This is a genomic window from Hungatella sp. SB206, from assembly GCF_051132295.1.
GTDB lineage: Bacteria > Bacillota > Clostridia > Lachnospirales > Lachnospiraceae > Hungatella > Hungatella effluvii.
Window position 1 is genome coordinate 1,740,438 of record NZ_CP096603.1, and the last position, 12,351, is coordinate 1,752,788.

The 12,351-nt window shown below is 49.5% G+C and carries 10 protein-coding genes and 1 CRISPR repeat array; of the genes, 9 read left to right on the forward strand and 1 reads right to left on the reverse strand.

The features are described from left to right. Positions 1-43 precede the first annotated feature (43 nt). The 4 genes from M1L66_RS07595 (at position 44) to M1L66_RS07610 (ending at position 5,137) form a co-directional block, all read left to right on the forward strand. Positions 44-1,456 carry an SLC13 family permease gene (locus tag M1L66_RS07595; protein ID WP_434691943.1) on the forward strand — a complete coding sequence of 471 codons (1,413 nt, stop codon included), beginning with the start codon at positions 44-46 and terminating at the stop codon, positions 1,454-1,456. A 10-nt stretch (positions 1,457-1,466) separates the two neighbouring features. Continuing rightward, complete coding sequence (locus tag M1L66_RS07600; RefSeq protein ID WP_434691945.1) at positions 1,467-2,408, forward strand: NAD(P)/FAD-dependent oxidoreductase; 942 nt, start codon at positions 1,467-1,469, stop codon at positions 2,406-2,408. Positions 2,409-2,429: 21 nt separating this feature from the next. After that, positions 2,430-4,304 (forward strand): aryl-sulfate sulfotransferase, encoded by a 1,875-nt coding sequence (locus M1L66_RS07605; protein WP_434691946.1) that lies wholly within the window; start codon positions 2,430-2,432, stop codon positions 4,302-4,304. Positions 4,305-4,627: 323 nt separating this feature from the next. Then, entirely contained in the window at positions 4,628-5,137 is a 510-nt protein-coding gene (locus M1L66_RS07610) for a flavin reductase (RefSeq protein WP_434691948.1), read from the forward strand. Between the two features lie 217 nt (positions 5,138-5,354). After that, positions 5,355-7,138: direct repeats of the CRISPR family, unit length 33 nt; unit sequence GTCACCTTCTGCGAGGAAGGTGTGGATTGAAAT. Between the two features lie 120 nt (positions 7,139-7,258). On the opposite strand, the gene M1L66_RS07615 is transcribed toward M1L66_RS07610, so the two are convergent. After that, on the reverse strand, positions 7,259-8,770 hold the full coding sequence (locus M1L66_RS07615) for a DUF4454 domain-containing protein (RefSeq protein ID WP_434691950.1): 1,512 nt from the start codon (positions 8,768-8,770) through the stop codon (positions 7,259-7,261). A gap of 176 nt (positions 8,771-8,946) precedes the next feature. On the opposite strand from M1L66_RS07615, the gene spoIIIAA reads away from it, so the two are divergent. The 5 genes from spoIIIAA to M1L66_RS07640 are packed head-to-tail and all read left to right on the forward strand — an operon-like array spanning position 8,947 to position 12,348. After that, positions 8,947-9,951, forward strand: coding sequence for a stage III sporulation protein AA (spoIIIAA, locus tag M1L66_RS07620; RefSeq protein WP_187022320.1), 1,005 nt, complete (start codon positions 8,947-8,949; stop codon positions 9,949-9,951). Beyond that, positions 9,944-10,474, forward strand: coding sequence for a stage III sporulation protein AB (locus M1L66_RS07625; RefSeq protein ID WP_002601072.1), 531 nt, complete (start codon positions 9,944-9,946; stop codon positions 10,472-10,474). The genes spoIIIAA and M1L66_RS07625 overlap by 8 nt, the downstream gene beginning before the upstream one ends. Positions 10,475-10,512: 38 nt before the next feature. Continuing rightward, positions 10,513-10,707 (forward strand): stage III sporulation protein AC, encoded by a 195-nt coding sequence (gene spoIIIAC, locus M1L66_RS07630; RefSeq protein WP_002601071.1) that lies wholly within the window; start codon positions 10,513-10,515, stop codon positions 10,705-10,707. Between the two features lie 13 nt (positions 10,708-10,720). Then, positions 10,721-11,107, forward strand: a complete 387-nt coding sequence (locus tag M1L66_RS07635) for a stage III sporulation AC/AD family protein (protein WP_002601070.1) — start codon at positions 10,721-10,723, stop codon at positions 11,105-11,107. Then, the gene (locus M1L66_RS07640) at positions 11,104-12,348 is read left to right on the forward strand and encodes a stage III sporulation protein AE (protein WP_434691956.1); all 1,245 of its coding nucleotides are present in this window, start codon (positions 11,104-11,106) and stop codon (positions 12,346-12,348) included. Before M1L66_RS07635 ends, M1L66_RS07640 begins: the two co-directional genes overlap by 4 nt. Positions 12,349-12,351 lie beyond the last annotated feature (3 nt).

Sequence of the window (12,351 nt, forward strand, 5' to 3'; positions counted from 1 at the left end):
TGCCGCAGGGCATAAGCTGAATAGAAATGGAGAAGGGGAAAATATGGACAAACAGGGGATTACAGCAGATAAAAAGACTGTGTTTGATTTGAAGTTTTTTATAAAATGGGGGATCGCAATCGGAGTTCCCTGCATCCTTTACTTTGCAATTCCGCAGACGGAGGCCGTCTCACTGGAAATGAGAAAATTCTTCGTATGCACCGCGTGGGCGATTCTGACCTGGGCGATGAATCTGCTTCCGGTTTACATTTCCGGCCTGCTCTTAACGGTAGGAGCGATTCTTTGGGGAGTGGCCCCCGCCAATGTCGTCCTGTCACCGTGGACCGGATCGGTCGTATGGCTGTCTCTGGGCGGTCTGACGCTTTCCGTGATCTTTGAGAAAAGCGGGCTGATGCAGCGGATTGCGTACTTTTTTATAGTAAAATCCGGCGGTTCCTATAAGGGGATCATAACGGGAATCACACTGTCCGGTATTGTGGTGGGGCTTCTGGTCCCCAATATGACCGGCCGTGTCGCCCTCTACTGCGCCCTGTGTTTTGGAATCTACAACGCGTTAAAGATACCGAAGAACAGCAATACCGGAGCCGGAATCATGTTTGCCGGTTTCGTGGCGGCAATCGCACCATCCTGGCTGTATTTATCCGCAAGCGAGAACCTTCAGCTGGTCAATTCCTATTTAAAGGAAACCGGAAACAGCGTCAGCTGGATGCAGTATTTTATCAGTAACTTTCCCGTCATGCTTTTATGGCTGATCGTCCTTCTGATCATGGTGCGGATTCTGTTCAAACAGGATGCCTCCATTGACGGAAAAGAGTATTTTAAAGAAAAACAGGAATCTCTCGGAAAAATGTCGAAAAAGGAAATTAAGTTTCTGGTTATCCTGATTTTACTCGTTATTGCAATGGTATTTTCGGGAATTGACGCAGGCTGGCTCTTTATTCTGGCTGTGATCGCCTGTTTCCTTCCGGGCGTGGACGTTGCGGATATCGAGGATATGAAGCAGGTGAATTTCCCGATGGTATTCTTCGTGGCGGCAACCATGGCGATTGGAAGCATGTCAAATGCCGTTGGCGTAGCCGGTCTGGTGAGCGAGCTGATGATGCCGATTCTCCAGAATGTCGGAAATTTTGGATTGATCCTGTTTGCATGGCTGACCGGTGTGATCACCGATATGATGATGACTCCTCTGGCCGGTATGGCGGCATTTTCACCGCTTTTTATCGACATTGCGGCGAAGCTGGGACTCAGCGTGGTGGGAACCACCTTCAGTTTCGTATGGGGTGTGGAGCAGCTGTTCTTCCCCTATGAGTGGGCGCTGTTCCTGATTCTGTTCAGCTATGACGTCTTTGATATGAAAAAAGCCATGAAATTCTGTACCGTCCGCACAATACTCAGCATCATTTTCCTGGCGGTTCTGATTTATCCGTACTGGATGATGACTGGATTTTTAAGATAGGAGAGGAAACATGAAAATATATGACGTAATCATTGTGGGGAGCGGACCTGCCGGGATGACGGCCGCGATATATGCGAAGAGAGCGAATCTTGACGTTCTCCTTTTAGATAAACTGGCGCCGGGCGGGCAGATCATCAATACATATGAAATACAGAACTATCCGGGCTTCAGTTCGGTCAATGGAGCCGATCTGGCGATGCAGGTATTTGAGCATACCCAGGCTCTGGGAATCGAATTCGATTACGGCACTGTGGAAAAAATCGAGACAGAGGAACGGGAAGACGACGGCTGCGGTACCATAAAAATAGTGACGTGTGCGGAAGGAAAAACATACCGTTCTTTGGCAGTCATTTTGGCTACGGGAACAAAGCCGCGTATGCTCCACGTGCCTAATGAGCTGGATTTTGCAGGAAAATCCATTAGCTGGTGCGCCATCTGTGATGGCGCAAAATACCGGGATAAATCGGTCATCGTGATTGGCGGAGGCAATTCCGCGGTGGAGGAATCCATCTACCTGGCGGAAATGGCAAAAAAGGTGACGGTGGTAACCATGCTTGATCTCACCGCAGACCCGATGGCCTGCGATAAACTGAAGTCCATGCCCAATGTGGAAGTCCATGAGTGGTTTGATATCAAAGAATTTCTGCCTGGGGATGTATTTACCGGCCTGCGTGCGGTTTCCAGCAAAACAGGGGAGGAAATCGTAGTATACGGAGACGGCGCGTTCGAATATATCGGACTTCAGCCGGTAACGGAACCATTTGCAGGTCTCGGCATTCTGGAATCACACGGTTATATTGAAGCGAACGAGCGGATGGAGACGGCGGTGCCGGGAATCTTCGGTGCCGGTGATAGTAACAGCAAGCTCCTCCGGCAGATCGTGACCGCCTGCTCGGATGGCGCAGTGGCCGCTCAGTCAGCGGCGGCGTATAAGAAGAAATGTATGGGATAATGGGGAAGGAAGGGATAACAGATGATTCGATATGAGAAGAAAAACAGCCTGATTACACAGCAGGCGGAAGCGGAACAGAAGTTTCTGGAGACATTCGAGGCGGGAGCATACACGGCATCCAGCCCGCTGGTAGTGAGAAATCCGTATCTGATCTCTCCGCTGACGGCGATGATTCTTTTTAAGACCGCTGTAAAGCAGGAGGTCACGCTGACGGTGAAGGGGAAGGAGCCGGAAGGCGATATCAGCCATACATTTCCGGCCGATACGGTCCATATTCTTCCGGTTTATGGTCTGTATGCGGACTGCGAAAATACGGTGGAGCTCATTTTGTCGGGAGGAGAACGGGAGACGGTTATGATTAAAAACGAGCCGCTTCCCCCAGAGGTACCGGTTCCCACATGCTGCAAGGGCAGCGGGGCGCATATGGGAGACAATGTGATTTTTCTGACACAGACGTCCAAGGCCGATGCGCTGGCATGTGATTACCGCGGGGACGTAAGGTGGTATCTGACGGTAAACGTCTGCTTTGATATGAAGCGTCTTGCGAACGGCCATCTGCTTGTCGGTACGGACCGGCTGATAAAGCTGCCGTATTACGTGAGCGGTGTGTACGAGATGGGGGTACACGGAAAAATATACCGGGAATACAGGCTTCCGGGCGGTTATCACCATGATACCTTTGAGATGGAAGACGGCAATATCCTGATGCTGTCTCAGATTCCGGACCGGGATACCGTAGAAGATGTGCTGGTCCTTGTCGACCGCCAGACGGGAGCGATCGTGAGAACCTGGGATTACAGGGAGATTCTGCCTTACGACTGCCAGACGACCTGGTCCGGATCGGCTTCTGCACACGACTGGTTCCATAATAATGCGGTATGGTACGATAAGAAGACGGATTCCATCACGCTTTCCGGCCGGCATCAGGATGCGGTGATTAATATAGACTTCAAAACAGGAGCTCTTAACTGGATTCTGGGAGATCCGGAGGGCTGGCCGGAAGAGTACGTGGAGAAGTATTTCTTCCGGCCGATCAGTGAACCGTTTGAATGGTCTTACGAGCAGCACGGCGTGGTGGTGTGCCCGGACGGAGATATTATGATGTTCGATAACGGTCACTATCGTTCCAAGTTAAAGGCTCATTACAGCAAGGCGAAGGACAGCTATTCCAGAGGCGTGCGCTACCATATCGACAGAGAGACACGGACAATCGAACAGGTATGGCAGTATGGAAAGGAGAGAGGCGCAGACTTCTTTTCGCCATATATCTGTAATGTGGAATATTACGATGAAGGCCGCTATATGGTGCATTCCGGGGGAATTGCCTATAAGGACGGGGAACCGTTAGAGGGGCTGGGGAGCATGGATGGAACCGGTGAGGGCTGTACGCTGAATGCAATTACCTGCGAACTGGTAAATGATGAGGTAGTCTATGAGCTGCATGTACCTTCCAATGTATTCCGCGCCGAGAAGCTGCCTATGTATTATGCCGGTGAGACGGCGGAACTGGGAGCAGGAAAAACACTTGGTTCTATGAGCAGAACTGGAGAATTTGAGACAGAGATTCCGGCCGCCTGTACGGGGGAACTGATTCCGGAGCATTACGAGGCTTCCGTTACGGAGGAGGAGGACCGAATCCTGTTTAATGCTACCTTTGAGAAAGGGGAACTGGCCATGCTCCTGCTGGAAGAGGAAGACGGCGGAGTGCACCGCTATTATATCAACACGTCGGCTGCGAAGAACTTTGAGGCAATGTGTGTCGGAACGTTTCTGAAGAATGATCCCAGAAATGTAGATGTGTATGTCAATAAATGCGGGTTGGGCAAAAACGTGAAGGTTCGCGTGCTGCTGGAAGACAAAATCTATGAGACCGGTGTCGAAATCCATATGGAATAGCAGACCAGCAGAGCGGGAAAGAGAAGAAGAACCGGGATAGCATGCGGGCAGGGCCGCTGTGTTCGGAGCATGGAAATGCGAGGGATACAGCGGCTTTTTGCTGTGAAGTCTGGAGAGTTGGAGGTTGATTCCCGTGAACGGCGGGCCAAGTGCCATGCTTGCATGAACATTTGGCGACTGCTGCGAGGGTCAATTCCCCACAGGGAGTATTTGACTTTAGTGAAGAAAATGATAAAATATATATATTCAGCAGTTCTGGAGAGAAGAGATGAATCATAGCAATTGTAGAATGAAAACAGCATTGAGAAAAGGAGAAAAATGTTATGGGATTTAAAGAGATAGCAGTGGAAGAACTGAATTTTAATCCATTTACAAAGATTGGCACTGAGTGGATGCTGATCACGGCGGGCGATGAGAAGAATTTTAATACAATGACGGCCAGCTGGGGCGGAATGGGAATTATGTGGAACAAGAATGTGATTACTGCTTATATCCGGCCTCAGCGCTATACGAAAGAATTTGTCGATGCCAATGAGCTGTTCACCGTATCTTTTTATGATAAGGAGTACAGAAAGGCGTTGAACATCTGCGGAACAAAATCCGGACGTGACTGCGACAAGGTAAAGGAGGCAGGTCTGACTCCCTATTTTATCGACGGTACCACAGCATTCGAGGAAGCAAATATGATTTTTGTCCTGCGGAAACTGTACTCCGATCCCATGCCGGCTGAAAATTTACTGGATCAGGAAATTGATCAGAAATGTTATCCGAATAAAGACTATCATACTATGTATGTATCGGAGATTGTGAAAGTGCTTGTGGCAGAATGTTAAGCTGTATAATTGTGAAGGGATTTTTAGAAGATGGGGAGATAAGGAAGTGAAATGCTGGTGCGAATCTCAAGTAAACATGAAAATACTGGGGGATTCGCACTGGGAAAATGAGGGAGTATGAAGCAGAAGGAAGATAGCTATTGATTTTTTGGAAAAATATTGTACAATATAGTTAAATATTTGGGTGGGTAGTGGGGGAATGTTGTGGAGAATTGCTGTCACCTTCTGCGAGGAAGGTGTGGATTGAAATCCAAATATTGACAAAGCAGAACCAGCCTTTAAGGTCACCTTCTGCGAGGAAGGTGTGGATTGAAATTATTGTCTTCTGCAACTCACGCCGTGTCTGGTTGGTCACCTTCTGCGAGGAAGGTGTGGATTGAAATACTCAGGTAGTAGACGTTGCAGGGATTACCGTGGGTCACCTTCTGCGAGGAAGGTGTGGATTGAAATTTCTCAGCGGTGCCGGTGTCTTTGGCCGCAATGAGTCACCTTCTGCGAGGAAGGTGTGGATTGAAATAGAAAAGCCTTTGTGGCGCTGTGCATGGCCACAGGTCACCTTCTGCGAGGAAGGTGTGGATTGAAATAGCCAAAAGAGAACGTTACGCCGGAAGGAACCAAGTCACCTTCTGCGAGGAAGGTGTGGATTGAAATACCAGGAAAGAAAATATACTTCGCTTCCGACAAGGTCACCTTCTGCGAGGAAGGTGTGGATTGAAATATTGAGGGCGAGCTCAACAGTATTGAGAGTTTTGGTCACCTTCTGCGAGGAAGGTGTGGATTGAAATCTTACCTCCGCTTCGATTGTGAGGAAGGAGAAGACGTCACCTTCTGCGAGGAAGGTGTGGATTGAAATAAATGGGACGCGGGCCGGGAGGTCGCCCTGAAGGGGTCACCTTCTGCGAGGAAGGTGTGGATTGAAATTAGCATATCACTGGGACGCAACCGGGAAACGTCGTCACCTTCTGCGAGGAAGGTGTGGATTGAAATTTTAGTTATTACACACTCATATAAAATACAGGCGTGTCACCTTCTGCGAGGAAGGTGTGGATTGAAATCCGAATTGTATTTTAACATTCCCAACCTGGAGTTTGGTCACCTTCTGCGAGGAAGGTGTGGATTGAAATGTACTTTTTAACAGGCAAGAAACCTAGCTTATATGTCACCTTCTGCGAGGAAGGTGTGGATTGAAATAGTCTGCCTTGTCAGGTGAGTATGATTCGCTTAAAGTCACCTTCTGCGAGGAAGGTGTGGATTGAAATGATCATATTGTTAAAAAACGAAAACGAGGCCATTAGTCACCTTCTGCGAGGAAGGTGTGGATTGAAATGGCCTAGTGGATCATTGCACAAACAAGGGCTTAAGTCACCTTCTGCGAGGAAGGTGTGGATTGAAATGCTGCAATGCACAGACGTAGCGAGGGCGAAAGCAGTCACCTTCTGCGAGGAAGGTGTGGATTGAAATCATTTAGAGATAGAACCATTTGAAAAACCTAGCTGTCACCTTCTGCGAGGAAGGTGTGGATTGAAATTTTCCGATGGCAGCCACACAATTAAGATCGATGCGGCAGTCACCTTCTGCGAGGAAGGTGTGGATTGAAATTCCGCAAATAACATACCAAGGATTAAAGATAAAAGTCACCTTCTGCGAGGAAGGTGTGGATTGAAATAACTGTAACGTGGGCGGTGTATCCAAATATATTAAGTCACCTTCTGCGAGGAAGGTGTGGATTGAAATTATGAACTGATGAAAGGCTGTGCGGAAAGAGAGTGTCACCTTCTGCGAGGAAGGTGTGGATTGAAATTATGGTTTCGTCGTCTTTGTTATCCCATAAAAGGTCACCTTCTGCGAGGAAGGTGTGGATTGAAATGTTTTTATATACTTCTTTAGGCCGATTTTCAACGTCACCTTCTGCGAGGAAGGTGTGGATTGAAATGGTTATGTCTACATCTACGGTTGTCAGCTTCCCCGGTCACCTTCTGCGAGGAAGGTGTGGATTGAAATTTCGAGGAATATATGGATTGGAATAACCATATCCCCCCTTCCAACCTTTCTTCACAACAAAAAGAACCTTCAGAAAGCAAATGCTTCTAAAGGTTCTTTTTTCTGATAACAACATCCACTCTAATCCCCAAGATAATAAACCGCCGTAAAATACCCCTTACTATTATAATAAAGCGCATTCCCAAGTACGCTGCTGTCAACCAGCGCCTCCGTCTCCCCGCCGCTCTCCGATGCACCAGCACAGATCTCCATCTGAGTTTTCGATGCTTCTGCCAGGCTGGTATAAGCGCCTGTCACGGCTCCTTTCAGAATGTAAATGTCCCCCTCATATACCGTCTTCATCACAGTGTCTGCGCTGGTCTGCCACAAAGTATAGGTTCCATTTTCCAGATCTGCGATGACTCCTGTTTCACTGCCTTGTGAGGAAGGCAGTGTTCCCTTGTCATACATCAGATAGCCGTATGAATTCGAGTCTCCTGCATTGGGATCCAGGGAAAGTAGTTGGCTTTCGCCGGTCAGCGCGTTTAAAACTACTTCGGCTTCCCCGCCGTTTTGCACTGCAGAAAACTGTTCCTGCGTCATGGAGGCGGGAACAGAGATCGTGCCGGGAACGCTGTAGTATACGCCCATATCTTTCGCCTTCGTCAGATCTGCGGACAGCCCGGTTTCCCGGCCGGTTTGCAGGTACGAGAGGTAAGGCGCAAGCGGAAGGCGGTCCCATTCGCCTGCATAATCGATTCCGTCTATGATATTTCTTTTGTCAAAAGGTTCCTCTTCCAGTTCCCGAATCAGCGTAATATTCTTTTTCTCGATATCAGAAAGCAGGGAATCCGAAAATTTGTCCGGATCCAGTAGGCTCCGATACCAGACTTTATTGGAAAAATACTGGTTTAAGACCTCGGAATCAAATTTCCGTCCATGCGCCGCGTAAATTTCATTTCTGAGCAGCCACAGGTCTTCGGTCGGATATAAGTATAAATCCGCTTTGCTTAAATAACGGGTGAATACCTCCGGCCTGCTGAAAGAACGCTGGAAGGAATAGTAATCCCCCTCCAGATGAGCGTTGCCGTCTACTGTAATATGTGGAACCGCGTCATTTAAATAGAAGGTTATGCTGCACGTTCCTTTTTCCTGGGCTGCGTCGTGGAATTCCGGTATGATGCTGTAATCCATTTTTCCGCTCTCCGTATCAACGGCCGCTTGAGCAATCCCATTCCAGAAGCTTTCATATTGGTTATCCTGAGACAGGAAATCGCAGGTCAGACGGCCGGAATCCTTCCAGTCCTGTGTGAGCGAAAAAGATATGGCGGACCGCACGTCGCCTGCTTTAAAATACCTGCTGGATATCAGCTCAGTGTCGGCAGCCAGGTTTTTCAATGCTTTTATATCAAATTTTAGAGTGCCTGCCCCAGAGGAAGAACCATCTGGTGAAATCGGACTCTGGTCCTCTGCACCGGAGGATTTCTCCGGCGGGGATGCGTTTTCTGCCAGATCGCCTTCCTGCGTTTCTTCCTGATTGGAGTAGGGCACCTGCGTGAAATCTGCCGTATTGTTCAAAGCCCGGTCCGTATGGCAGGCAGAGGATAAGATACTAATTACAATGACACATCCCAGCAACAGCTTTCTCTTCATTCGCGTTCTTCCTTTCCATCGTGAAGCACCGTGCCTGTACGGCCCGGCGGCTTACGTTCCATTCGTTATCCTGATATTCTGTACCGCTATCATACCATATACCTCTGAAAATGAAAATAATTCCCCGTCATAATTTGTCCCCCTTCACATATATTGAGGTAAGAGGAGGGATGAAGGTGGAGAAAAAAGACGAGCTCATAAAAATCTTTTCGAAGAATATAAGAGAGATTCTAAACCGGGTCGCCGTTGACTATGATGAAGTGCAGGAGATCCGCCTGCGGGTGGCGGCGCCGCTTTTGATGGTCTATAAGAATGAAGAGTACTACATAAGCCGTTTGGGACAGCTGAGCCGGGACTGCCGGGATGCCTATCTGGTGAGCCGGGGCGAGTTAAAGGAAACCATGGAATACATGAGCAATTATTCCCTGTATGCATTTGAGGAAGAGATGAAGCAGGGATTTCTTACCATCCAGGGGGGCCACCGCATCGGCGTTGCGGGTAAAACCATTTTGGACGAGTCGGGGATCAAGACAATGAAGTTTATTTCCTTTATCAATGTAAGACTGTCGCATCAGGTGAAGGGGTGTGCTTCCCCGGTTCTTCCGTATCTCTATGACAAGGAAGAAATTCTGCACACCCTGATCATTTCGCCGCCGCGGTGCGGGAAGACGACGCTGCTCCGTGATCTGATCCGGCAGATTTCCAATGGGACAAAGGATCACGCAGGCATGACGGTGGGAGTGGTGGACGAACGGTCGGAAATCGGCGCCTGCTACCAGGGAATGCCCCAGAATGAGCTGGGAATCCGCACCGATATCCTTGACTGCTGTCCGAAGGCCAGAGGCATGATGATGCTGATCCGCACCATGTCGCCGCGGGTGATAGCCGTGGATGAAATCGGAAGCAGGGAAGACTTAGAGGCCATGGAGTACGTTATGAACTGCGGATGCAAGCTGATCGCCACGGTGCACGGCAGCTCCATCGACGATCTGAAGCAGAAGCCGGTGCTGCGAAGACTGGTGGATGAGCGGATTTTTGAGCGGTATATCGTGCTGAATAATAAAGGAAAGATCGGCAATATCGATCAGATCTACGATTCCCGCGGGACGCAGCTTTATAAGGCGGAGGTCCACCGCATGGGGAAAAGATGGAACAGCGAGGAGTGCATGGCGTATGGATAACACGGGAATCAGAATTCTGGGAGCCGTTCTCGTCGTGATTTCCTGCTCCGGCATGGGATTTTTTATGGCGGGACAGTGGGGAGAACGGCTGAAAACCATGGAACACTTAAGAAAAATGATCTTCCTGCTGAAAGGAGAGATCGTATACGCCCGCTCCGCGCTCCCTGAAAGCTTCGATCGGACGGGGAAGAAGGGCGGAGGAGAGATCGGCGACCTGTTTATCCGGGTTGCCGAGCGGATGGAGGGACAGCGGGGGGAGCCATTTTACGATATCTGGCAGGAGGAGATCGATAAGCTCCCCAAAGCCTTCTGTCTTTCGAAAGAGGACAGGCAGAGTTTGAAAGGACTGGGCGAGCATCTTGGATATCTGGACCTGGAGATGCAGGAGAGGACGATTCTCCTCTATCTGGAGCAGCTGGATCTATCCATCGGTTATCTGAGGGAACATAAGCAGGAACGGAGCCGTCTCTATACCAGCCTTGGTATTATGGGCGGCATCTTCATAACGATTATGATGTATTAGCACGCCGGACGGCGATGTTTGACTATAAGGAGGATAGCATGGGGGTCAATCTGATATTTAAAATAGCGGCGGTTGGAATCCTGGTTTCCGTCATCTGCCAGGTACTTAAGCACAGCGGGCGGGAAGAACAGGCATTTTTGACGAGTCTCGCTGGTTTAATCCTGGTGCTGTTCTGGCTGGTGCCTTACATTTATCAGCTGTTTGAAACCATTAAAAATCTGTTTGCATTGTAGGGGTAATGAGAATATGACGGTAGTGACCATAGCCGTAGTCGGTATCACGGCAGTCCTTCTGGCCGTTGCGCTGAAGGGCATGAAAGGGGAGTACGGAACCTATCTGGTGATGGCAGCCGGATTTTTCATCTTTTTTTACGGAGTCGGAAAGCTGACCACAATTCTGGATACCATAAAACAGGTTCAGTCTTATATCAGGATCAACAGCGTCTATCTGTCCACCCTGATTAAAATGATCGGGATCACCTACGTGGCGGAATTTGCCGCCGGAATCTGCAAGGATGCGGGATACGGCGCCGTGGGCACGCAGATCGAAATCTTCGGCAAACTGTCGGTGCTTGCCGTCAGCATGCCGATTCTCTTAGCGCTTATCGAGACCCTGCAGGTATTTCTGTCATGAAGGGGCATCTGTACAAAACAGCCGTATTACTGGTGCTGGCGGCGGTCCTGTCGGGAACGGGAGGCTTGTTTTTGGCAGGAGGGCTGTCCACGGTCATGATCAGCTGTGCGGCGGAGCACAGTGGCGGGTCTCCTGCCGATTCCGGGGAGACGGTGGACGAAGCGGAGACGAAAGAGGTCTCCATGGATTTGGAACAGTATGATTTAACGGAGATTCAGGATTATATTAATTCTCAGGGGACGAGCGGCTGGAACCTGTCCTTTAAACAAATGATGAAGGATATCATGGCAGGCAGGCTGGGAGATGTGATGGGGCAGATTGGTACTGGCATCCGCGATGCTCTGTTTTCGGAAATCAGAAATAACGGCCATATGATGGGCCAGATCATTATTCTGGGAATTATCGGTGCTGTGTTTGCCAACTTCTCCAATGTATTTACGGGAAGCCAGATATCGGAAACGGGATTCTTTGTCACCTATCTGTTATTGTTTACCTATCTGGCAGCCAGCTTTTTTACGAGCATTACCATTGCAGGAAATGTGGTCAATCAGATTCTGGGATTTATGAAGGCGCTGATGCCGGCATATTTTCTGGCGGCGGCATTTGCGGGAGGGAGCGTTTCAGCGATCGCATCCTATGAATTTACGCTGTTTGCCATCACGGTGGCTCAGACGATTACCGCCTCCATCCTTCTGCCCATGGTGAAGGTGTATGCGCTTCTCGTCATGGCCGGCCATATTGCAAAGGAGGACATCCTGTCGAAGCTGACGGAGCTCTTAAGCGACGTGATTACCTGGAGTCTTAAGACTATGGTCGGGATCGTGCTGGGATTTCACCTGATCCAGGGGCTGGTGCTCCCCTATGTGGATTCCATGAAAACGGGGGCAGTCCAGAAGCTGATCGGAATCATACCGGGAGTGGGGCAGGGAGCCAGCGCCGTGACGCAGATGGTCATCGGTTCGGGGGTCCTGGTAAAGAACACCATGGGGGCCGCCGGAGTGGTGATCCTGGTGATTATCACCCTGATTCCCATGATGAAGCTGGTGATTCTCATGCTCCTGTATCAGTGTGTGGCGGCCGTCCTCCAGCCGGTATGCGATAAAAGGATTGTATCCTGTATATCGGATATGGCCAAGGGACACAGAATCCTGCTGTCCATCGCGGCTTCGGCTATCGTGCTGTTTGTGGTGACCATCGCGGTGGTGTGCGCCTCCACTAATGTAACGTATTACGCAGGGTGATTG

Coding starts and splice junctions, on each gene's coding strand:
- M1L66_RS07640 (WP_434691956.1), top strand. CDS start 11,104: ATGAAGGGGCATCTGTACAAAACAGCCGTATTACTGGTGCTGGCGGCG.
- M1L66_RS07635 (WP_002601070.1), top strand. CDS start 10,721: ATGACGGTAGTGACCATAGCCGTAGTCGGTATCACGGCAGTCCTTCTG.
- M1L66_RS07605 (WP_434691946.1), top strand. CDS start 2,430: ATGATTCGATATGAGAAGAAAAACAGCCTGATTACACAGCAGGCGGAA.
- M1L66_RS07610 (WP_434691948.1), top strand. CDS start 4,628: ATGGGATTTAAAGAGATAGCAGTGGAAGAACTGAATTTTAATCCATTT.
- M1L66_RS07600 (WP_434691945.1), top strand. CDS start 1,467: ATGAAAATATATGACGTAATCATTGTGGGGAGCGGACCTGCCGGGATG.
- M1L66_RS07615 (WP_434691950.1), bottom strand. CDS start 8,770: ATGAAGAGAAAGCTGTTGCTGGGATGTGTCATTGTAATTAGTATCTTA.
- M1L66_RS07625 (WP_002601072.1), top strand. CDS start 9,944: ATGGATAACACGGGAATCAGAATTCTGGGAGCCGTTCTCGTCGTGATT.
- M1L66_RS07595 (WP_434691943.1), top strand. CDS start 44: ATGGACAAACAGGGGATTACAGCAGATAAAAAGACTGTGTTTGATTTG.
- spoIIIAC (WP_002601071.1), top strand. CDS start 10,513: ATGGGGGTCAATCTGATATTTAAAATAGCGGCGGTTGGAATCCTGGTT.